We start from the raw sequence: 23494 nt of genomic DNA on the forward strand, positions 1-23494 counted from the left end.
ATTTCGGTTGAGCACTGGATTTTGGGGACCGATCAAGCCGATCGGCGCCGGTCATCACGCGCAGCATCAGCAGTTGCGCAAGACATTGTCCTGGCCGCATCTGATCGCGCTGGGGGTCGGGGCGATCGTCGGCACCGGCATCTATACGCTGACCGGCGTGGGCGCCGACCGGGCGGGGCCGGCGGTGATCCTGGCCTTCGCCATTGCAGGGGCCGTGTGCGCCTGCGCGGCGCTGGCCTATGCCGAACTGGCCACGCTGATCCCGACCGCAGGCAGTGCCTATACCTACACCTATTCGGTGCTGGGCGAGACGCTGGCCTGGGTCGTGGGATGGAGCCTGATCCTGGAATATTCGCTGGCGTGCAGCACGGTGGCGGTCGGCTGGTCGGGCTATCTGGTCGGCTGGATCCAGCAGGCGGGGATCAGTCTGCCGCCGATGCTGCTGGCCGGGCCGCATGGCGGCGGCATCGTCAACCTGCCCGCCGTGCTTGTGGCACTGGCGATCGCGGGCATGCTGATCGCCGGCACGCGGGAAAGCGCGACGCTCAACATCGTTCTGGTCGTCATCAAGCTGACCGCGCTCGCCGCCTTCGTCGCGCTGGCGCTGCCCGCCTTCCAGTCCGACCATCTCCAGCCCTTCATGCCCTATGGCTTCGTCAGCCATGTGGAAGATGGCATGACCCGCGGCGTGATGGCGGCGGCGGCGATCGTCTTCTTCGCCTTCTACGGTTTCGATGCGGTCGCGACCTCGGCGGAGGAAGCGCGTAATCCCGGCCGTGACCTCACCATCGGCATCGTCGGATCGATGGCGGTCTGCACCCTCATCTATATGGCGGTCGCGGTCGCCGCGATCGGCGCGCTCGACTATCGGGCGCTGGCCGGTTCGTCCGAACCACTGGCGCTGGTGCTGCGCACGCTGGAGCATCCGGTCGCGGCCTGGCTGGTGGCGGGCGCTGCGCTGGTCGCGCTGCCCTCCGTCATCCTGGTCATGATGTATGGCCAGAGCCGCATCTTTTTCGTCATGGCGCGCGACGGCCTGCTGCCGCGTTCGCTCAGCAAGGTGTCGGAAAAGACCGGATCGCCCGCCCGCATCACCGCGATCACCGGTGTCTTCGTCGCGGCCGTTGCCGGCTTCTTCCGCCTCGACGAGATCGCCGAACTGGCCAATGCCGGCACGCTGATCGCCTTCATCGCGGTCGCCGGCTGCATGATGGCGCTGCGCCGCAAGGCGCCGGAAATGCCGCGCGTCTTCCGCTGCCCACAGCCCTATCTGGTCGGTACGCTGGCGATTATCGGCTGCATCTATCTGCTGATCAGCCTGCCGGAAAAGACGCTGCTGCGTTTCGGCCTGTGGAACCTCGTCGGCCTGGCCCTCTATTTTGCCTATAGTCGGGGTCGCAGCCTGCTGCGCACCACCGGCCATGCGGCCAGCGAGGAAGGCTTGCCGGAATAGGACAACCGTAACGCAAGCCGGTCAGCCGCGTCGCCGCGACTGGCCGGCTTGCTCAATAGCCCACAGCATAGCCCATGCGTCGGGGATCGGCGCCGGCCATGCGGGCGCCCGACGCATCGGCCAATATGCCCTGCACGCTGCCGATCGCATAGGGGCCGACCAGCTCGACCTTGTGCCCCACTGCGGTCAGGCGCTGGATCGTGGCGTCCGGGAAGCGCCGTTCCGCCTGCACGGTGATCGCCGCGCCGGGCTTGTAGAAATTGGGATCGGCGTCGAGCGCGAAGCGCGGTGCTTCGATCGCGGCCTGGATCGGCAGGCCGCGATCGACGATATTGATCAGGAACTGGAACTGGGTCTGGCCGATCGTCTCGCCGCCAGGCGATCCGAAGACCAGTTTCAGCCGCCCCTTGTCGAGGACGATGGTCGGGCCATTGCCGAGCAGGGCGACCTTGCCCGGTGCGACCTTGTTGGGATGGCCGGCGTAGGGGGCGGACGAGCCCAGGCGCAGGCCGTTGTTGAACAATATGCCGGTATTGCCCATCACCAGGAAGGTGCCGAAGCCGCCGCCGACGGTGGTCGTGACCGCGATGGCATTGCCGTCGGCATCGACCGCCGACAGGCTGGTGGTATCGCCGCCGCGCGTGTGATCGTCGCCCTGATGCGCGAAATCCTGCCGTGCCCGTTCCAGCGCGGCCCGCTCGAAGGCGGCGGCATTGCCGCCTTCGGGATAAAGGCCCGCGCGGGCCGCATCGATCAGCTTGCGTCGCTCGGCGGCGAAGCGCTTGGACAGCAGTCCTTCGACCGGCGTCTGCGCGAATTTGGGATCGGCGGCATATTTATAGACATCCGCCTTGGCGACCTTGATCGCCTCGATCAGATAATGGGTGAAGAGCGGATCGTCGGCCGGCAGCGCGGCCATGTCGAACCCCTCGACCAGATTGAGCTGTTCGCACAATTCCAGTCCCGTGCGCGAGGTGAGCGGGCTGCAATAGACATCCAGTCCGCGATAATTGGTCGTGACCGGATCGTCCCAGCGCGGCTGATAGGCCCTGAGGTCATCGAGCCGCAGCCAGCCGCCGGTCTGTGTCGAGAAGCGGGCAAATTCCTGCGCGATCGGGCCGGTGTAGAAATAGTCATGCGCCGCCTGCAAGGCGCGATTCCGATCGGCTCCGCCCTTGAGCGCCTGGCTCTCCGCATCGGCAAGGGCCTGAAAGCTGCGGGCCAGATCGGGATTGCGGAAGATGGATCGCGGGGCGGGCGGCTGGCCACCGGGCAGGAAGATCGCCGCGCTGGTCGGGTAGAGCGACAATGTCTTTTGCGCGCGCGTGATGAACATGGCGATGGAGGCATCGAGCGGGTGGCCGTCGCGGGCATAGCCGATCGCCGGTTCAAGCAGGGTCGAGAGCGGCAATTTGCCGAACCGGCGGGCCAGCGCGATCCAGCCGCCAAAGGCGCCGGGAACGGTCAATGCCTTGGCGCCATGGTCCAGCGCCTTGGGATCGCCATCGGGATCGAGCAGGCGCGGCGCGCCGCCGGTGAAGGCCAGTGACTGGACCTTGCCGGTCTTGCGATCAAGGCAGGTGGCAAAGCCGTTGCCGCCCGCGCTGGATGCCCAGGGTTCGACCACGTTCATGACCGCCATCGCCGCGACCACGGCATCGGCGGCGGTGCCGCCCTGCATCAGCATGCGGGTGCCGGCCATGGCCGCCAGCGGATGGCCCGCCGTCACGCCGCCATGCGGCATGGGCACTTCGACCCGATGCGCGGCGACGCTGGCGCTGCCGGTGCGGGGCGCGTCGGGCGCGCGTGCGCCCGATTGGGCCAAAGCGCGGCCGGGCAGGGTGGTGAGCGCCATGCCGGCAAGGCCGGCGGCCAGCATTTCGCGGCGATCCAGGAAGGATGGGGGCGTATCGGACATGGCGGAGCGACCTTGCAGGGGAAGGGAAAAGGAAAAAATGGGCACGGCAGCATCGCGCCGTGCCCATGTCTTGCAAGCCTTTAGAAGACCTTCTTCAGGCTGGTGTACCAGTAGCGCGCCTGCGGCTGGTAGAGGTTCGACAGATAGCCGCCCGATGCCAGCGGCGGATCCTTGTCGAAGATGTTGCGCGCGCCGATCTGAACGGTGGTGCCGTTCAATGGGCCGTCATTCTTGAACGTATATTGGCCATAGAGATTGACCGTCGTCTGGCCCTTCACCGTCCAGGGATTGGCGGACGCATCGCGCACGCCATTTTCATAGACGCTGTCGATATACTGCGTGAAGGCGCCGATCTTCCACGGGCCGAGCGACCAGTCGAAGGTTGCCGAAAGCCGCCAGCGCGGCTGGCCATCGCGGCCGATGACGTCGCCGCCGCCCTGGATCGGCACGCCGGCATTGATCTCGCCAGCGGCCTGTCCCGCGATCACCTGCTGCACGCCCGCCGGGGCGTCGACATAATAGCTGATCAGGCGCGAGGCATTCACGTTGAGCGAGAAGGTGCCGACCGACGTCGCGGGCAGGAAATAGTCCAGATTGAAGTCGATGCCCTGAACGGTGACCGGCAGCAGATTCTGGAAATTGGCGACGACGTAGAGCAGTTCGCCCACCGGCGCGAGGCCGGTGCCGGCGACGCGGGCGATATCATCCGCGGTCGGATCGCGGCGGATGACGTTGGGGTTGCTGCTGCCCTGGGTGCGCAGCAGATAGTCGAGGTTGAGCGCATTCTGATAGTCAAGCAGGCCCACGACATTCTTCTGCTGGATTTTCCAGCGGTCGACGGTGAAGGTGACCTTGCCCAGGCCATCGCCCAGTTTCGGCGACAGCACGGCGCCGAAGCTCCAGCTGGTCGATTCTTCGGGCTTCAGGTTCGGGTTGCCGCCGCTGCGACGCAGCACGGACACGTTGCAGACCGCGCTGGAGAAGTTGGTCGCGCGCCCGGAGCGGACATCGGCGTCGCACAGCACATAGTCGAAGCCGCCATTGACGCGGTCGAGCGTGGAGGTGTTGATGACCTCCAGGTTCGGCGCACGGAAGCCCTGCGACCAGGAGCCGCGCAGCATCATGCCCTCCAGCAATTCCCACGATCCCGCAATCTTGGGCTTCGCCACCGAACCGACGTCGCTATAATCCTCGTAACGGCCCGCGACCTGGAAATTCAGGCGACGGAACATGGGGATTTCCATTTCCGGGCTGAAGATCGGGATGGCGAGTTCGGCATAGGCGGACTTCACATTGCGCTTGCCGCGCACGTCCGGGCTGGGGCTGGCACCGCCAAGGTCGGAGCCATAGAAAACCCCGGTGACCGCGTCGGTATAGGTGGTATCGACCCCGGCAATGCCGCCCTGATAGGTGGAGCGATTGTCATGATAGGTCTCGCGCCGCCATTCGATGCCGGCCGCGACGCCGATGCTGTTGTCGGCCCACAGGCCCAGCAGATTGGCGTTCGACACCTTGAAATCCCACAAGGCCAGCGAGGTGCGGGTCTTGCGGGTCGCCTCGATCATGAAGCTGTCGATCGTGGACTGGCTGTTGGGCGTGCAGTCGCCGATCGAGGGCGTGTCGACGCAGCCGCCGTTGAACGGATTATAGGCGTCGGGCGTGGTCTTGTTGATCGCCTGTTGCAGCAGCGTGTTGGAGAAATTCTCCTGCGTGTCCTTGGCCGTGGCCCAGGTGTAGAGGCCGGCCGATTCCCAGTCGAAGTCGCCGATACTGCCGCGCAGGCCGCCCAGGAAACGATATTGGTAATTGGTCACGTCGACCTTGCGTGATCCCACATCGACATAGCTGAGCGAGGTGATCTGCACCGGCAGGCCCTCGGCCGGGACCACCGAAAGATCGAGGCCGGGCAGGCGGTTGGGCGATCCGACCGGGCCGAGCGGGTTCCAATAGGCATTGGCCGCCACGGTGATCGGGATGTTGGCGAGCGAGCCGGGCGCGCCGATCGTCGAACTGGTCTTGCCGCGATAGAAGCCGACCTCGCCGAAGAAGGACAGGGCGTCCGACAGTTCATAGTTGATGTAGGAGAAGATATTGATGCGCTTGACCGAAGGCTGGGCGGTCAGGTCGTCGAAGGTCGCCGGCGAATTGAAGCGCAGGTTGGAATCCGCGCCCGACATTTCCGTCGCGCCATTGCCGTCATCATAGCAGGTGTCCGGCGTGCCCGACGCGATGCGACAACCGGCATTGGTGCTGGGCTGGATGTGGAACTGGCCCGAACTGTTGGTGAAGGCAGTGCCGTTGCTGGTGAGCGTCTGGTTGAGGAAATTGGCGCCGCCGCCGGCGCGGACGACGCGGAAGGTGCCCCAGGGCGTGCTGGTGCTGGTGCCGTTCCAGGCCGCCACATTGGCGAAAGAGGTGCCGGCGACATAGCCGCGCCGGTCGACGCTGGCGGTATAGTCCTGGTCGCTGAGATAGAGTTTCGATTTCTGCGCATAGCCGCCGAAGATCGAGATATTGCCGCGGCCTTCGTTGAAGTCGAAGCCGACCAGGCCATTGGCGGCAAATTCGCGCAGATTGGTGCCTTCCGCGCCGCCATATTGGACGTCGAACTTGGCGCCCTTGTAATCGGACTGGAGCACATTGTTGACGACGCCGGCGACCGCGTCAGAGCCATAGAGCGCCGCCGCGCCGTCACGCAGAACTTCGACGCGCTCGATATTGCCGACGGGAATGGTGTTGGCGTTGTAGCCGAAGGTCGGGACGCCGGAATCGACCACGCCGGTGATCGCCTGCGATGTCGGGTGCAGCACGGTGCGGCGGCCGTTGATCAGCAGCAGCGTATTGCCCTGGCCCAGGCCACGCAGCGAAACGGTCGATACGTCGCCACGCGCGGCATTGGCGTTGCCGCCGCCCAGCACCTGTTCGTTGAAGGTGACGCCGCCCAGTTGCGGGATGGAGCGATAGAGATCGGCACCCGAAACGGCGGCCACGGCTTCGATCTGCTCTTCGCCGACCAGGCTGACCGGCAGCGCGCCGGTGGTATTGGCGCCCTTGATCTGGGAACCGATGACGACGATTTCCGCAGCGGCCGGTTCACCGGCCTGCGGGGCGGCTTCTGTGCTGGACTGGGCCTGGGCCATGTCGGCCGTCAACGCCCAGAGACTGGCACTGGTTAGGGCGGTGGTTAAGGCGAAAAGCGTCTTTCCTCTTTCTTTCGTCATTATTGTTCCCCTGTGATGAAGCCTGAAGCTTCGCGCCGTTAGGCAAAGGTGCCTTTCCGGTTCAGAGATTGGGGAGGTCGGCAAATGTCGGCGCCGCACGACGCGTGCAGCGACCCATGTTTATTGATGACCGTTCAGATAGTGCATTTGCAGGCCCTCCCGAAAAACTGGAGTTCCGGCATCATCCCTTGCGTGGGAAATCGTTGCTGCTGTCGCCCTCACGACGGCAAGGCTTTTTCCGGGCACAACACCCACCATTGTGCGCGTTCATTGCGCTAAAACTGATGGGCATGAAATTTCCGCCATATGTTTCGAAATATTTTTGAAATAAAATCGGATTTACCGGTATATAGCGGAAAAACCGGGTTGGCTCGTTGTTGTGCGTATCGGCTGGCAAACGCCTTCCCTCGGGTGATGCCGGACAGGCCGAAAACAGGGGATTCCATCGATGAGCGATAACGCAAAGCAGGGGGTGACCCGGCGGGAGTTCGCGGCGTCGGCCATGGCCGGTGCGGCCTTGGTCGCGGGCGCCGGGCCAGCCTCCGCCCAGGCGGGCAATGCGCCCGCAAAGTCCGGCAAGGCAGCGATCGAGCCAACCAGGTTGGTTAGTGCAGGCGAAACGCTGCGGCCGGAGATCGTCGGCCAGTTCGGCATCGTCGCGGCAGGGCGCCATTATGCCGTGGCGGCGGGGACGCGCATCCTGCTGGCCGGCGGCAATGCGACCGATGCGGGCGTGGCGGCGGTCTTCGCTGCGGCCGTGACCGAGATTTCGCATTTCGGTTTTGGCGGTGAAGCGCCGACCATCATCTATGACGGCAAGACGAAGAAGGTGTCGCTGATCAGCGGTCAGGGCGTCGCGCCGGGCCTGGCCACGCCCGACAAGTTCGCCGATGCCGGCGTCATTCCGGGCAATGGCCCCAATGGCGGCACCGTGCCGGCGATGGTCGATGCGATGGCGCTCGCGCTGCAGCTCAACGGTACGATGGGGCTGCACCAGGTGATGCAGCCGGCGATCGAACTGGCCGACGGCTTCGTCATGTATAATTTCCTGGCCGAAGTGTTCGTCAGCCAGCAGAAGGCGACGTCCAAATATAAGGACGCCTACGACGCCTATTATCCCGGTGGCCAATTGCCCAGGACCGGGGAGATTTTCCGCCAGCCCAACCTCGCCCGCACGATGCGGATCATTGCCGATGCCGATGCCGCAGCGTTCAAGAAGAACGGCGATCGCAAGGCGGCGATCCAGGCCGGGCGCGATGCCTTCTACAAGGGCGACATCGCCCGCCGGATCGGCGCCGCGATGGAGCGGGACGGCGGCCTGATGCGCTATGAGGATCTCGCCAAGTACAAGGGCAAGGTCGAGGCGCCGGCGATGACCAGCGTCTTTGGCTATCAGGTCTGCAAGGCGGGTTTCTGGAGCCAGGGGCCGGCCATGCTGATGGCGCTCAACATTGCCGAGGCGGCCGGGATCGCGACGATGGAGCCGGGCTCGGCGCCCTATCTCCACACCGTTGCCGAGGCTATCAAGCTCGCCTTCGATGATCGCAACATGTATTTTGGCGACCCCGATTTCGCCACAGTGCCGATGAAGGGGCTGTTGTCGAAGGACTATGCGGCGCAGCGGGCCCGGCAGATCGGCCCGCGTGCCTCGCTGGAGCATCGCTTCGGCAATCCCTGGGCATTCGAGGGCAGGGCGCGGACCACGCCGCAATTCACGCCGCACATGCTGAAAGCCCCGCCCAAGCCGACCGCCGACACGACCGCGATCGAAGTGGTGGACAAGGACGGCAACCTCTTTTCCTGCACGCCCAGTTCCGGCTGGATGCTGGGCGGCGCCTATATTGCGGGCGATACCGGCGTGCCGATGAGCAACCGCCTGACCATGTTCGATCTTGATCCGGAAAGCCCCAACGTCCTGGTGCCGGGCAAGCGGCCGCGCACGACCCTGTCGCCCTCGATGGTGCTCAAGGACGGCCAGCCCTATCTGGCGATCGGGACGCCGGGCGGCGACAATCAGGATCAGCAGATCATGAATGTGCTGCTGCGGGTACTGGCCTTCAACCAGCCGCTTCAGGCGGCGATCGAGGCACCGCGGATCAATTCCAATCATTTCCACGGCTCCTTCGGCATCAAGAAGGATGAGCCGGGCGTGCTGGAAATCGAGGATCGCGTACCCCAGGCGGTGCGCGACGATCTGACCGCGCGCGGTCACAAGCTGGACGTGCTGGGGCCGTTCGCGGTGTCGACCGGCATCGTCGCTACCGGCGTGGTGCCAGGCAGCGGCACGCTGCGCGGTGGCGCGGATGTGCGCCGCGAACGCTATATATTTGGTTGGTAAGGGGATCGATCCGATGAAATCTGCCTTCAAGCTTCTGTCGCTGGCCCTGCTGTCGGCGGGCGCCGTCCAGGCCTATGCTCAGCCCGCCAATCTGCCCCCGCCCGGCGGCGAGACCCCGGTTGCCTTCGATGTGCATGAAGGCACGTCGATGGCGGTGTCGGTGTCGCCCGACGGCAAATGGCTGGCCGTGGACCTTCAGGGGAGCCTGTGGATCATCCCGACCAGCGGCGGCAAGGCGAAGCGGATCACCGACTATTTTAACGATGCCCGCCAGCCGGTCTGGTCGCCTGACGGTTCGCGCCTCGCCTATTTTTCCTATCGCGACGGCAATTATGATCTCTGGACGATCAAGCCGGACGGCAGCGAGATGCGCAAGCTGACCGAGGGCGCCTATGATGATCGCGAGCCGGCCTGGTCGCCCGATGGCCAGACGATTGCCTTCTCGTCCGACCGCAGCGGCAATTACGACATTTGGACGCTGGACATCGCCAGCGGCGCGATGAAGCAGGTTAGCAGCAACGGGCGCGAGGATCGCATGCCCAGCTGGTCGCCCGACGGCACGCGCATCGCCTATTCCGGGACGGATGGCGCCAAGACCGCCCTTTATGTCACGGCCCTCGCCGATGGGCAGGAAAGCCTGTTGAAGCAGGTGCAGGGCAAGATCGATGCCCCTTCCTTCGGCCCCGGCGGCGAGCTTGCCTATGTGGTGCAGGACGCGCAGGGCAGCCGTCTGGAAATCGATGGCAAGGCCGTCAGCGGTGCCGAGAATGTCTTCCCCTTCCGTGTGTCCTGGGGGAAAGGCGGTTACTATTATGTGTCCGACGGCAAGATCCGTAGCCGCAAGGGCGCGAGCCTGTCGACCGTCAACTTCGCCGCCACGCTGGAGGTGGTGAAGCCCAGCTACACCCGCGCCAAGCGCGACTGGGATTCGACCGCGCCGCGCAAGGCGCTGGGCATTGTCCACCCGACCCTGTCGCCCGACGGCAGCCGCATCGCATTTGCCGCGCTCGGCGACCTCTATGTCATGTCGTCCAAGGGCGGGGTGCCGGAGAATCTGACCAAGGATGGCGCGCTCGACACCGATCCGGCCTGGTCGCCCGATGGCCAGAGCCTGGTATACACCTCCGACAAGGGCGGTGGCCTGCCGCAGCTGTGGATCCGCGACCTGAAGACCGGCAAGGATCGCCGGCTGACCGATATCGACACCCAGCCGTTGGGCGCCGCCTGGTCGCATGACGGCACGCGGATCGCCTATATCGATGTCGACGGCCGCTGGGGCGTCGCCGGCCTGTGCGTGGTCGATGTCGCGACCGGCAAGATCACCCGCCTTCAGGGATCGCTGGGCCAGCCCGGCAGCCCCAGCTGGTCGCCCGACGGCAAATATGTCGCCATCCCGCTATCCTACAAATATTCCAACAGCTTCCGCGAGGGCACCAACCAGGTCTACATGGTGCCGACCGATGGCGTGGGCAAAGCCTTCTGGCAACTGCCCGAACCCAATATGTCGATGGATACCCGCGCCGGTGGTGGCCCAACCTGGTCGCCCGACGGGACGAAGATGGCCGCCATCTATGAGGGGCTGCTGAAGATCTGGCCGGTGGCCGCCGACGGCAAGCCGCTGGGGCCGCCGCGCTCCTACACGTCCGACATCTCCTATTTCCCGAGCTGGGCAGGCGACAACAAGACGATCCTGTTCCAGTCGGCCGACAAGCTGAAGTCGCTCGACACCGAAACCGGTGCGATCACCGACATTCCGCTGGACCTGACCTATCGCATCGCCAACCCGACCGGGCGCACGGTCATCCATGTCAGCAATCTGGTCGACTCCGTCCATGACGTGACCCAGCATGACAAGGACATCATCGTCGACGGCCACCGCATCGCCGAAATCCGCGATCATGATCCCGCGCTTCATCAGGCGGAGCATTTCGTCGATGGCACCGGCCTCACCGCCATTCCCGGCCTGATCGAACATCACTCCCACGCCCAGAAGGATTTCGGCTCCAATCTGGAACGAGCCTGGCTTGCCTATGGCATCACCACGGTGCGCGATCCGGGTACGCAAATCTATGATGCGGTGGAGGATCGCGAGGCGGCGGAATCGGGCGTGCGCCTGTCGCCGCGCCTCTATGTCGCGGGACCGCTGCTCGAATGGCAGCGCGTCTATTACAAGATGGGCGTGGCGGTCTCCAGCCCGGCCCATCTGGAGCGGGAATTCACCCGGATGCGCGCGCTCCATTATGACATGATCAAGAGCTATGTGCGCATGCCCGACCTGTTCCAGCGGCAGATCGTGCGCGCCGCGCATGAAATGGGCATACCGGTCAGCGGCCATGAAATCTTCCCGGCGGCCTTTTCCGGCGTGGATGGCACCGAGCATATGGGCGCGACCAGCCGGCGCGGCTATTCGCCCAAGCAGGGACCGCAGGGCATGGCCTATGAGGATGTGATCCAGCTTTTCGGCCGCAGCGGCCGGACGCTGACGCCGACCCATTTCGGCGCGATGACGCCCTATCTCGCCAAGCATCCTGGCTACAAGGACGACCCGCGCCTCAATCTCTATCCGGTCTGGGCTCGGGAAACGATCACCGAAGCCGATCCGATGGCCAGCATGCTGCGTCCGTTGCTTGAGGGGCAATATAAGAGCCTGAAGAAAATGTATGATGCCGGCACGCTGGTGACGGCGGGCACCGACACGATGATCGCCAACAACCTCCATGCGGAGATCTCCTCCTATGTCGACGCTGGCCTGACGCCGTTCCAGGCGCTCCAGACCGCGACGGTCAATTCGGCGAAGGATCTGAACCTGGATGCGGGCACGCTGGAGGCCGGGATGCTGGCCGACATCGTGCTGGTCGATGGCGATCCGCGCGCCGACATTGCCAACACCTTCAAGGTGAAGAAGGTGATGATGAACGGCGTCATCCATGACGTGGACGACATCGTCGCCGGCGGCATGCGGAAATGATCCGGCGATTGCTGTTCGCTTTCGATTGACCTGAGCCGTCGGACTGCTGCTATGGGCGTATCCAAAGGGGCGCCATGCGAATTGTCATCATCGACGACAGCGGATTGAGAGCGACGGTCCTGGAAGAGGGGCTGCGTGAGGCGGGTTATGACGATATTCATATCGTCCCGCCCCGCGGCGCCTTCGTTGCCCGGCTGGAGCGGATGGCGCCCGATGTGGTGCTGATGGATCTGGGCAGCCCCAGCCGCGACACGCTGGAGGAGATGCTGACGGTGAGCCGCGCGCTCGCCCGACCGATCGCGATGTTCGTCGATCAGTCCGATGATGCGATGATCGGCGCGGCGATCGATGCCGGGGTGTCCGCCTATGTCGTAGATGGTCTGCGCAAGGAACGGGTGAAGCCGGTGCTGGAACTGGCGGTACGGCGCTTCAATGCCTTCGCCCGGATGCAGACGGAACTGGACGAGGCGCGCACCGCGCTGGCCGACCGCAAGGTCATCGACCGGGCGAAATCGATCCTGATGAATCAGCGCAGCCTGTCCGAGCAGGATGCCTATGCGCTGCTGCGGTCGAGCGCGATGAACCAGGGCAAGAAGATCGTGGATGTGGCGCAGGCGCTGATTACCGCCAGCGACCTGCTGGGAGGGGGCATATGAGCGAATTGTTGCGGATAGCCTTTCTGCCGCTGACGGATGTGGCCGTGCTGGCGGTCGCGCGCGAACGGGGTTTTGCCGAGGAAGAAGGGATCGCGCTCGATCTGGTGCGCACCACCAGCTGGGCGACGCTGCGCGATCGGCTGGTCTATGGCCAGGTGCAGGGCGCGCAGATGCTGGCGCCGCTGGCCGTGGCGGTGACGCTTGGTCTCAGCCAGCAGCCCGCCGCACTGGCTGCGCCCTACAAGCTCAACGTCAACGGCAATATGCTGGTGATGGCACCGGACTTCGCCAAGGCACTGGAACCGGACATCGCCCGGCGGCTCGCCGATCCGCTGGGCACAGCCCATGATTTCGCCGCCGCGATCGGGCTGTGGCGGCGCAAGCCGGTGATCGGTGTCGTCCACCGCTTTTCCAGCCATGCGATCATGTTGCGCTATTGGCTGGCGAGCGCGGGCATCGATCCCGATCGGGATGTCGTGCTGCGCGTGCTGCCGCCCTCGCTGACGGTCGAGGCGATGCGGGCGGGCGAAATAGACGGCTTCATCGCCGGCGAACCCTGGGGCAGCGCGGCGATCGAGGCCGGGCTGGCTGAAACCGTCGCGATCGGCGAACGCATCTGGCAGCGCGGCGTGGAAAAGGTTCTGGCCTTTCGTCAGGACTGGCTGGAGGCGAACCCGGAAACGGTCGATCGCTTGCTGCGCGCGCTCGCCCGGTCGGCCGCCTGGTGCGACGATCCGGCGCATCATGAGGCGCTTGCCGATCTCCTGTCCGACCCCCGCTATGTCGATCAGCCGGCCGACCTGATCTTGCGCGCACTGTCGGGGCGGATCGTGGCGCGCCTCGGCGACGCGCCGATCGTCAATCCCGATTTCATGCTGTTCGCGCGCGAAGCGACCGCCTTCCCCTGGCGCAGCCAGGCGCTGTGGATCTATTCGCAGCTGGTGCGCTGGGGCATGGTTGCCCATGATGCGGAAAGTGCGGCACGGGCCGCCGCCGTCTTCCGGCCGGATATTTTCCGCCGGGCGCTGGCCGATAGCGGCCTGCCGATGCCGGGGGCTAGCATGAAACTGGAAGGGGCGCTCACGACCCCGATGCCGGTCGGTGCCCATCGCGGCGACCTGACGCTTGGCCCGGATCGCTTTTTCGACGGGCGAATCTTCGACCCCGAACGGATCGAGGATTTCCTGCGGGATTCTGCGCCGCTCCGTTGAAATGAAGGGCGAATTTGTGCCTTGCAACATAATGCATTCTACGGGATAAGATAAAGGATCGCGCGACGAGGCGCGTCCAGACGAATGCGCCGTCCCAAGGGTGGGATCGCCATTCCATCCATTTTTCGCAGCAAAGCCGCTGACCGGACCACGCCATGAGTGCGCGCGTCCGGCCTGCGGCTTTTTTCGTTTCCAATTCCATTGGTTGGGGGACGCATCATGGCTACTGCTTATTGGGACCGCGAAGGGGAGGCCGCATCGGCCCCCGCCACGACAAGCTTCTGGAAGGCCGGCCACGCGCCGACCCTGATTGCCGCCTTTCTCTATTTCGACCTGGCCTTCATGGTCTGGGTCTTGCTGGGGCCGCTGGCGCCGATGATCGCCAAGACGCTGGCGCTGACGCCAGCGGAAAAGGGCCTGATGGTGGCGACGCCAACGCTCGCCGGCGCGCTGCTTCGCGTCGTCAACGGCCTGCTGGTCGATCGCATCGGCCCGAAGCGGTCGGGCGCGATCAGCCAGATCATCGTCATCGCCGGCCTGTTCCTGGCCTGGCTGATGGGCGTCAACAGCTTCGGCGGCACATTGGTTCTGGGCGTGATCCTGGGCTTTGCCGGCGCCAGCTTCGCGATCGCGCTGCCGCTCGCCAGCCGCTGGTATCCGCCCGAGCATCAGGGTAAGGCGATGGGCCTTGCCGGCATGGGCAATTCGGGCACGGTGCTGGCCTCGCTGTTCGCGCCGATGCTGGCCAAGGCCTTCGGCTGGAATGCAGTGCTGGGCCTGGCCTGCATCCCGCTGTCGATCGTTTTCGTCGCCTATATGATCATGGCCGAGGATGCGCCCAATGCGCCGCCGGCCAAACGGCTGGTCGATTATTTCGAGCCGCTCAAGACGGCGGACGCCTGGTGGCTGATGGCCTTCTATGCCGTGACCTTCGGTGGCTTCGTCGGGCTGGCGGCATCGCTGCCCATCTATTTCACCGACCAGTTCGGGCTGACCCCGATCATCGCGGGCTATTGCACCGCTGCCTGCGTCTTCGCCGGGTCGCTGGTGCGGCCGATGGGCGGCGCGCTGGCGGATCGGATTGGCGGCGTGAAGGCGCTGATGATCGTCTATGTCGTGGCGGCGCTGGCGCTGGCCGGCGTGTCGCAGGCGACGACATTGGCCAGCGCGTTGGCGCTGTTCGTCCTCGCCATGCTGGCGCTGGGCACCGGCAACGGCTCGGTTTTCCAATTGGTGCCGCAGCGTTTCCAGGCGGAAATCGGCGTGATGACCGGCCTTGTCGGCATGGCGGGCGGCATTGGTGGCTTCTACCTCGCCAGTTCGCTCGGCCTTGCCAAGCAACTGACCGGCAGCTTCGCACCCGGCTTCCTGATCTTCGCCGGTCTTGCCGTGCTGGCCCTGCTGGGCGTGGTGTTGGTCAAGGCGAAGTGGCGCGCCAACTGGACCAGCGGCGCCCGCATCTGAGTTGGAGAGGAGGGCGGCGGCCTCTTTTGAGGGCTGCCGCCCCGAGCCACGCTCTTTCCGTCCGAGGGGGGACGATCATCCATGAAATATCTTCTCGCAACGACGGCCGCGCTGGCCGTCGCCGGGCCTGCTTGTGCCCAGCAGATCGACCTGAAACCCGTCGCCGAGGCGCGGCTGCGCTACGAACATGTCGATCAGGATGGCCTGGCGCAGCAGGCCGATGCGCTCACCGTCCGGGCCCGCGCCGGCCTGACGGCCAGCAGCGGCGCGCTGTCGGCGACATTGGTGGGGCAGGGGACATTGGCGGTCATCGACCGTTATTTCGACGGTTTCGACAATGCAGCGACCAAGCCGCTGGTGGCCGATCCGCAGAATGTCGCCCTCTATATCGCCCAGTTGCAATATCGGACGAAGGCGCTGACCCTGACGGGCGGACGGCAGAAGATCGTGCTGGATGATGAGCGCTTCGTCGGCAATGTCGCCTTCCGCGACAATGGCCAGACCTTCGACGCGGTGCGTGCCGAACTGACTCCGGCCCAGGGGCTGAAACTGGATGTTTCCTATGCCTGGAGCGTACGCACCATCTGGGGCTTTCAGGGCAAGGGCGCGCGCCAGCAGGCGATCAGCGGCGACAATATCCTCGCCAATCTCTCCTATGCCACGCCGCTGGGTATGCTCAGCGGCTTTGCCTATCTGGTCGATCAGGACGAGGCGGCGGTGCAGGCCTATCGCCTGTCGAGCCAGACCTATGGCGTGCGCCTGGCGGGCAACCAGCCGCTCTCCAAATTTGCGAAGTTCGCCTATCAGCTCAGCTATGCCCGCCAGTTGGATTATCACCGCAATCCCAATGACTATGCCGCCGATTACTGGCTGGCCGACGCCACGCTCGACCTGCACGGCTGGAAGCTCAATGCCGGCTATGAGGTGCTGGGCGCCAGCCATGGCGCTGCGCTCACCAGCTTCCAGACGCCGCTCGGCACCAATTTCAAGTTCCAGGGCTGGGCCGACAAGTTCCTGACCACGCCCGCCAACGGCATGCGCGACCTCTATGTCGGTACCGGCTATGGCTGGAAGCAGGTAGGGCCGCTGTCGGGGGTCGCGCTAGCCGCGACCTGGCACCGGTTCGAAAGCGATCGGCTCGACCAGCATTATGGTAATGAGTGGGATCTGATCGCATCTGCGAAGCTGCGCAGGACCGCCCTGTCGGTGCGCTACGCCCATTATGATGCGCGGGCGATGGCGACCGATACCGAGAAATTGTGGCTTCAGGCCGACTGGAGCATCTGATTGAAAAGCCATGAGAGGAATCGCTTGAGCGTTCGGGCGATTCCCCATATGCTGCACTGCAAGGGACAAGGATGTCCCGCTTCACATCGCTGCGACGGTTCAGGGTAGGACCGGCAAGGCACTAGATGATGGCAAAGCCGCCATCCAGACTCTCGGGTTTCAATCCCCGAGGGTCTGGATGGCGGCTTTTTTCTTTTCTGGAGTAACGGGGATGGACTTTCAGGACGGGATCGACCCGGTCACGCAGGATGAGGACACTGTCCTGCCGCCCTTGGGGCAAGCACGCGAGCATCTGGTCGTCATCGGCAACGGCATGGCCGGCTGCCGCGCGGTCGAGGAATTGCTGGCCCGCGATGCGGGACGCTATCGCGTCACCATCTTCGGTGCGGAACCCTATGTGAACTATAACCGCATCATGCTCTCGCCGGTGCTGGCAGGCGAAAAGACGTTCGAGCAGATCGTCATCAACGACGCCGCCTGGTATGCCGACAATGGCATCGAACTGATCGCCGGCGATCCGGTAAAGGCCATCGACCGCGCTACGAAGACCGTTTCCAGCCAGTCGGGCCGCACCGTCGGCTATGACAAGCTGCTGATCGCGACCGGCTCCGACCCGTTCATCATCCCGGTGCCCGGCAAGGATCTGCCCGGCGTCATCAGCTTCCGCGACATGAAGGATGTCGACACCATGCTGGCGGCCGCCGCGGAAGGCGGCAGCGCGGTGGTGATCGGCGGCGGCCTGCTCGGCCTCGAAGCCGCCCATGGCCTGACCCTGCGCGGCATGAAGGTGACCGTCATCCACCTGATGGACACGCTGATGGAGCGGCAACTGGACGAGGCGGCCGGCTGGCTGCTCAAGACCGCACTGGAAGGACGCGGCCAGACCATCCTGACCGGCGCCAATACCGAAGCCATTTATGGCGATGGCAAGGTTGAGGGCGTAAGGCTGAAGGACGGTCGCGAAATCCCCGCCAGCCTGGTGGTGATGGCGGTCGGCATCCGCCCCGCGACCGCGCTGGCCCGCGACGCCGGCCTGGCCGTCAATCGCGGCATCCAAGTCGACGATCATATGGTCACCAGCGATGCCGATGTGCTGGCGGTCGGCGAATGCGTCGAACATGACGGCAATGTCTATGGCCTGGTCGCGCCGCTGTGGGACATGTGCCGCAGTCTCGCCGACGGCCTGACCGATCAGCATAGCGGCTACAAGGGCTCGGTCACCTCGACCAAGCTTAAGGTCGCGGGGCTGGACGTCTTCTCCGCCGGTGACTTTTCCGGCGGTGAGGGGTGCGAGGATATCGTCCTGCGCGACGCCTCGCGCGGGGTCTACAAGCGGGTCATCGTCAAGGACGACAAGCTGATCGGCGCGGTGCTCTATGGCGATACCGTCGACGGCGGCTGGTATTTCGATCTCCTCAAGCGCGAGGAAAACGTTGCCGACATGCGCGACATGCTGATCTTCGGCCAGGCCTTCGCCTCGGGAGGGGGCGCGCTGGACCCTAAGGCGGCCGTTGCAGCGCTCTCGGACGAAGCCGAGATTTGCGGCTGCAACGGCGTCAGCAAGGGCCAGGTCGTCTCCTGCATCGCCAAGGGCGCACACAGCCTGGATGCGGTCCGCGCCACCTGCAAGGCGTCGGCCAGCTGCGGCAGTTGCACCGGCCTGGTCGAGACATTGCTGGCGCTGACGCTGGGCGAGGACGTCCAGTCGGGGCCGAAGACGATGTGCAAATGCACCAGCTTCACCCATGATGATGTCCGTCGCGAGATCGTCGCGCAGGACATGCGCTCGATCCCCGAAGTCATGCAGAAATTGAACTGGTCGACGCCGGAGGGCTGTTCCTCCTGCCGCCCCGCGCTCAACTATTATCTGCTCTGCGCGCTGCCCGGCGACTATCAGGACGACCAGCGCAGCCGTTTCGTCAACGAACGGATGCACGCCAACATCCAGAAGGACGGCACCTACTCGGTCGTGCCGCGCATGTGGGGCGGGCTCACCAACCCCAAGGAACTGCGCGCGATCGCCGACGTGGTCGAAAAATACAACGCCCCGATGGTCAAGGTGACCGGCGGCCAGCGGCTCGACATTTTCGGCATCAAGAAGGAAGACCTGCCCGCCGTCTGGGCCGATCTCAATGCGGCCGGCATGGTGTCGGGCCATGCCTATGGCAAGTCGCTCCGCACGGTGAAGACCTGCGTGGGGTCGGAATGGTGCCGCTTCGGCACCCAGGATTCGACCGGCCTTGGTGTCAAGATCGAGCATATGACCTGGTGCTCGTGGATGCCTCATAAGTTCAAGATCGCGGCGTCGGGCTGCCCCCGCAATTGCGCGGAGGCGACGATCAAGGATTTCGGCGTGGTCTGTGTCGACAGCGGCTACGAACTGCATGTCGGTGGCAATGGCGGTATCCATGTCCGCGCCACCGATCTGCTTTGCAAGGTCGCGACCGAGCAGGAGGCGCTCGATTATTGCGCCGCCTTCATCCAGCTCTATCGTGAGGAAGCCCGCTATCTGGAGCGCACCGCGCCCTGGATCGAGCGCGTCGGCGTCGATTATGTGAAGAGCCGCATCGTCGCGGATGATGTCGGCCGCGAGGCACTGCGCGCCCGTTTCCTCTTCTCGCAGCAGTTCATGCAGGATGATCCCTGGGCGCGCCGCGCCGCCGGCGAGGACGCCGAACTGCATCAGCATCTGGCCGAAGTGCGCCCCATGGAGACCGTCGCATGATCCCGAACACCCAAGTCGGCACCTGGCTGGATATCGGCCCTGTCGATCAGATCTCGCCCGGCAATGCCCGCACCCTGCCGGTGCGCGGCGGCGAGGAAATTGCCATCTTCCACACGCAGGACAATCAGTTCTACGCGCTGGTCAACAAGTGCCCGCACAAGCAGGGGCCGCTGAGCCAGGGCATTGTCCATGGATCGGTCGTTGCCTGTCCGCTGCACAATTGGAACATCTCGCTCAAGACCGGCAAGGCGCTGGGCAGCGATGAAGGCTGCGTGCCCACCATCCCGCTCAAGGTGGAGGCGGGCCGCATCTTCCTGCTGCGCGAGGCGGTCATTCCCGTGCCCAGTGCGGCAAAGGCGGCCTGATGGCACAGGCGATCCGCACCACCTGCGCCTATTGCGGCGTCGGCTGCGGCATCGCCGCCACGCCGACCGGGCCGCGCTCGGTGATCATCAAGGGGGACGAGGCACATCCGGCCAACGGCGGACGCCTCTGTTCCAAGGGCACCCATCTGGGCGAGACGGTGGCGCTGACCGGCCGGCTGCTGCACCCGATGATCGGCAAGCGCCGCGCCAGTTGGGACAAGGCGCTGGATCTGGTCGCGAAGAAATTTCGCGAGACGATCGAGCGTCACGGCCCGGACAGCGTGGCCTTCTATGTCTCGGGCCAGTTGCTGACCGAGGATTATTATGTCGCCAACAAGCTGATGAAGGGCTTCATCGGCTCGGCGAACATCGACACCAACAGCCGCCTGTGCATGTCGAGCGCGGTCGCCGGCCACAACCGCGCCTTTGGCGAGGACGTGGTGCCGGCCAGCTATGATGATCTGGAGCAGGCCGACCTCATCCTCCTGGTCGGCTCCAACACCGCCTGGTGCCATCCGATCGTCTATCAGCGTATCCAGGCTGCCCGCGCAGCGCGCGGCACGAAGCTGGTCGTGATCGACCCGCGCCGCACCGAAACCTGCGAGGGCGCGGACCTTCATCTGCCGATCCGGCCCGGCAGCGACGTCGCGCTGATGACCGGGCTGCTCGCCTGGTGCGACGCACAGGGCGTGACTGATCCGACCTATCTGGCCGATCATGTGAACGCGCCCGACGGATTCTGGGATCATGTCCGCACCGGCCATGACCTGTGGACGACGGCCCAGGCCTGCGACCTCGACCCGGCGCTGCTGAAGGCCTTTTTCGAGCTGTTCGCGGCGATCCCGCGCACCGTCACCCTGTTCAGCCAGGGCATCAACCAGTCGATCCGCGGCACCGATCAGGTCAATGCGATCATCAATGTCCATCTCGCCACCGGTCGCATCGGCAAGCCGGGCGCGGCGCCCTTTTCCATCACCGGCCAGCCCAATGCGATGGGCGGGCGTGAGGTTGGCGGTCTCGCCTCGACGCTCGCCGCGCATATGGACTTCGCGCCGGAAAATGTCGCCCGCGTCGGCCGCTTCTGGGCCGCGCCACAGATGGCGACCAAGCCGGGGCTGAAGGCCGTCGACCTGTTCCGCGCGATCGATGAAGGCCGGATCAAGGCCCTCTGGATCATGGCGACCAATCCCGCCGTCTCGCTGCCCGATGCCGGCCGGGTGCGTGACGCGCTGGAGGCGATCCCCTTCCTGGTTGTGTCGGACATCATCGCCGACACTGACAGCTCTACCCATGCCCATGTCCGCCTGCCGGCCGCCGGCTGGGGCGAAAAGGACGGCACGGTCACCAATTCGGACCGCACCATCAGCCGCCAGCGCCCGTTCATGGCATTGCCGGGCGAGGCCCGGCCCGACTGGTGGATCATCACCCAGGTCGCCCGCCGCATGGGCTGGAAAAACGCCTTTGCCTATGATCGGCCGGCTGACATCTGGCGCGAACATGCGCGTCTGACTGCCTATCAGAATGAGGGGCAGCGGCTGCTCAACCTGCGTGCGCAGGCGGCGATCGGCAACGATGCCTATGACGCGATGGACAGTTTCCGCTGGGGTGGGGTGCCCTTTGCCGATGGGCATTTCCCCACTCCGGACGGTAAAGCGCGGTTGGTGCTGACGAGGCAGATGGATTTGCAGGGGCCGCTGCGCGACTGGCCGCTGACGCTCAACACCGGTCGCTATCGCGATCAATGGCATACGATGACCCGCACGGGTCTGGCGCCCAAGCTGGCGCGTCATCGCGAGGAGCCGCTGGTCGAAATCCACCCGCAGGATGCCGATGCGCTGGGCCTGGCCGATCGCGATCTGGCGCGGGTGTCGACCGCGCAGGGCAACAGCATCTTCCGCGTCAGCATCAGCGACGGGCAGCGGCCGGGCGAAATCTTCACCCCGATCCACTGGACCGACCAGATATCGAGCGGCGGGCGTACCGGCCTGCTACCGCGTCCGCTGGTCGATCCGCATTCCGGCCAGCCCGGCTTCAAGTCGACCCCGGCCGCGGTCGAGAAGGTCTCGACCCAATGGCAGGGCTTCCTGATCCTGCGCGGGCAGGAGCCAGTGAATCTGCCCTGCCTCTGGGCAACGCGGGTCGCGGTGCCGGGCGGGGCGCTCTATGAACTGGCCGGCAATGGCGATGCCGCCCGACTGGAAGCCTGCCTGCCGAGGGGCGAGCGGGTCGAGGCGATCGATCATGTGCGCGGCAGTCGCCGGGTCGCGATCATCCAGGACGGCCGGCTGGCCGGCGTCCTGTTCGTCACCCGCACCGGCCTGTTGCCCTCGCGCGACTGGCTGATCGGCCAGTTGGCGGCCGACGATGTCGGCGCCACCGTGCTGGCCGCCCGCGGGCCGGGCAGCCAGCCGGACAAGGGCGCCACCATCTGCGTCTGTTTCGATATCGGCCTCAACCAGATCGTCGCAGCGATCCGCGATCAGAAGCTGGTCGACGTGCCTGCGATCGGCAAGGCGCTGGGCGCCGGCACCAATTGCGGTTCCTGCCGCCCCGCCATCGCCAATATCCTGGCCCAGACATCTCAGGAGACATTGCATGCAGCCGAATGACCTCATCGCGCCGGGCGACGTCTGGCTGGTCGGTGCCGGGCCGGGCGATCCCGACCTGCTGACGCGCAAGGCCGAAAGGCTGATCCGTGCGGCGGACATCATCTTCTATGACGCGCTGGTGGGGCAGGGCATATTGGACCTCATTCCCGATCATGCCGAACAGGTGAGCGTCGGCAAGCGGTCGGGCCGCCATTCGAAGGATCAGCAGACGATCGACGAAATGCTGGTAGAGGCGGCGCTGGCGGACAAGCGCGTGGTTCGGCTGAAGGGCGGCGACCCGGCGATGTTCGCCCGTTCGACCGAGGAAATGACGGCGCTGCGCGCGGTCGGCGTTCGTGTTCGGATCTGCCCCGGCATCACGGCGGCCAGCGCCGTCGCGGCGTCTGCGGGCATTTCCCTGTCGCTGCGCGGCATTGCGCGCCGGGTCCAGTTCGTGACGGCGCATAGCCGCCGGGGCCAGGCGCTGGATCTGGATTGGGATGCTCTGGCCGATCCGGCCTGCACCCTGGCCGTCTATATGGGACGCGAGGCCGCCCCGGAACTCAGTCGCGCGCTGATCGCTGCGGGCTTGCCGGGCGCGACCCCGGCGCTCATTACCTGCGATGCGTCGCTGCCGCAGGAACAGCAGTTGCGCACGCGCCTCGATCTCCTGCCGCTGGTGACGCAGGCTTTTGCCGATGATCGCCCGACCCTGATCCTGATCGGCGAGGCGGTGGCTCAGGCCGACATGGCCATGGCTGGCGGGACAGAGGATGTCCGACGATCGATGCTGTCGCGCTGAAGCAGTAACAGCGACGCCGTATATCCAACTGATAATATTTGGAAATGGTCGGGGAGACAGGATTCGAACCTGCGACATCCTGCTCCCAAAGCAGGCGCGCTACCAGACTGCGCTACTCCCCGATGCACGCGCGCCTTAGCGTTCGAGCGCCGCCGGCGTCAATGCCCGAAAATCATGTCGAGCCACATATATTGCGCGGACAAATAAAAAGGGCGGACCATATAGGCCCGCCCTTCGAAATCTCGCCGTGGCAGAGATTAGTGCGCGTTCGCAACGTTCTCAGCAACGTTAGCGGCGTTAGCAGCTTCGTTGGCGGCGTTCGCGGCGTTGTCAGCAGCGTTGGCGGCGTTCTCGACAACGTTCTCGACGACGGCGTTCGAAGCGTTCGCGGTTTCGTTGGCCGGCTTCTCACCGCAAGCGGCGAGGGCCATCAGGCTGGCCGAAGCGAAAACAACAGCGATCTTCTTCATTGTGTACGGCTCCCATAGCATTATGCCG

At 65.0% G+C, this 23494-nt stretch carries 14 protein-coding genes and 1 tRNA gene; 11 read left to right on the forward strand and 4 right to left on the reverse strand.

Going from position 1 to position 23494, the window contains the following annotated elements:
• The first annotated feature begins 7 nt into the window (after positions 1–7).
• Positions 8–1453: an amino acid permease gene (locus tag ACUCV3_RS09060; RefSeq protein ID WP_048936519.1), complete on the forward strand. Its 1446-nt coding sequence runs from the start codon at positions 8–10 to the stop codon at positions 1451–1453.
• Between the two features lie 52 nt (positions 1454–1505).
• On the opposite strand, the gene ACUCV3_RS09065 is transcribed toward ACUCV3_RS09060, so the two are convergent.
• Both ACUCV3_RS09065 and ACUCV3_RS09070 read right to left on the reverse strand, forming a co-directional pair.
• Positions 1506–3371: a gamma-glutamyltransferase gene (locus ACUCV3_RS09065; protein WP_482240577.1), complete on the reverse strand. Its 1866-nt coding sequence runs from the start codon at positions 3369–3371 to the stop codon at positions 1506–1508.
• A gap of 80 nt (positions 3372–3451) precedes the next feature.
• Complete coding sequence (locus ACUCV3_RS09070; RefSeq protein WP_482240583.1) at positions 3452–6511, reverse strand: TonB-dependent receptor domain-containing protein; 3060 nt, start codon at positions 6509–6511, stop codon at positions 3452–3454.
• Positions 6512–7040: 529 nt separating this feature from the next.
• On the opposite strand from ACUCV3_RS09070, the gene ACUCV3_RS09075 reads away from it, so the two are divergent.
• The 10 genes from ACUCV3_RS09075 (at position 7041) to cobA (ending at position 22996) form a co-directional block, all read left to right on the forward strand.
• A complete protein-coding gene (locus ACUCV3_RS09075; protein ID WP_482240578.1) occupies positions 7041–8930 on the forward strand; it encodes a gamma-glutamyltransferase family protein in 1890 nt (629 codons plus the stop codon).
• Positions 8931–8943: 13 nt separating this feature from the next.
• On the forward strand, positions 8944–11898 hold the full coding sequence (locus ACUCV3_RS09080; protein WP_482240579.1) for an amidohydrolase family protein: 2955 nt from the start codon (positions 8944–8946) through the stop codon (positions 11896–11898).
• 74 nt (positions 11899–11972) lie between these two features.
• On the forward strand, positions 11973–12554 hold the full coding sequence (locus tag ACUCV3_RS09085) for an ANTAR domain-containing response regulator (protein ID WP_069338431.1): 582 nt from the start codon (positions 11973–11975) through the stop codon (positions 12552–12554).
• Positions 12551–13765 carry a CmpA/NrtA family ABC transporter substrate-binding protein gene (locus tag ACUCV3_RS09090; RefSeq protein ID WP_279776137.1) on the forward strand — a complete coding sequence of 405 codons (1215 nt, stop codon included), beginning with the start codon at positions 12551–12553 and terminating at the stop codon, positions 13763–13765. Before ACUCV3_RS09085 ends, ACUCV3_RS09090 begins: the two co-directional genes overlap by 4 nt.
• A gap of 219 nt (positions 13766–13984) precedes the next feature.
• A complete protein-coding gene (locus ACUCV3_RS09095; RefSeq protein ID WP_279731550.1) occupies positions 13985–15229 on the forward strand; it encodes a nitrate/nitrite transporter in 1245 nt (414 codons plus the stop codon).
• A gap of 81 nt (positions 15230–15310) precedes the next feature.
• Positions 15311–16516 (forward strand): hypothetical protein, encoded by a 1206-nt coding sequence (locus ACUCV3_RS09100; protein WP_279731551.1) that lies wholly within the window; start codon positions 15311–15313, stop codon positions 16514–16516.
• Between the two features lie 211 nt (positions 16517–16727).
• Positions 16728–19241 carry a nitrite reductase large subunit NirB gene (gene nirB / locus ACUCV3_RS09105; protein ID WP_482240580.1) on the forward strand — a complete coding sequence of 838 codons (2514 nt, stop codon included), beginning with the start codon at positions 16728–16730 and terminating at the stop codon, positions 19239–19241.
• Positions 19238–19606, forward strand: a complete 369-nt coding sequence (gene nirD / locus ACUCV3_RS09110; protein WP_004212514.1) for a nitrite reductase small subunit NirD — start codon at positions 19238–19240, stop codon at positions 19604–19606. The genes nirB and nirD overlap by 4 nt, the downstream gene beginning before the upstream one ends.
• Positions 19606–22215 carry a nitrate reductase gene (locus ACUCV3_RS09115; RefSeq protein ID WP_279731554.1) on the forward strand — a complete coding sequence of 870 codons (2610 nt, stop codon included), beginning with the start codon at positions 19606–19608 and terminating at the stop codon, positions 22213–22215. The genes nirD and ACUCV3_RS09115 overlap by 1 nt, the downstream gene beginning before the upstream one ends.
• On the forward strand, positions 22202–22996 hold the full coding sequence (gene cobA, locus ACUCV3_RS09120) for a uroporphyrinogen-III C-methyltransferase (RefSeq protein ID WP_279731555.1): 795 nt from the start codon (positions 22202–22204) through the stop codon (positions 22994–22996). The genes ACUCV3_RS09115 and cobA overlap by 14 nt, the downstream gene beginning before the upstream one ends.
• A 45-nt stretch (positions 22997–23041) precedes the next feature.
• On the opposite strand, the gene ACUCV3_RS09125 is transcribed toward cobA, so the two are convergent.
• Together ACUCV3_RS09125 and ACUCV3_RS09130 are read right to left on the reverse strand one after the other, a co-directional pair.
• Positions 23042–23118, reverse strand: a tRNA-Pro gene (locus ACUCV3_RS09125).
• Positions 23119–23253: 135 nt separating this feature from the next.
• Positions 23254–23466 carry a hypothetical protein gene (locus ACUCV3_RS09130; RefSeq protein WP_004212530.1) on the reverse strand — a complete coding sequence of 71 codons (213 nt, stop codon included), beginning with the start codon at positions 23464–23466 and terminating at the stop codon, positions 23254–23256.
• Between the last annotated feature and the right edge of the window lie 28 nt (positions 23467–23494).

It is taken from the genome of Sphingobium sp. VMM, from assembly GCF_056790315.1.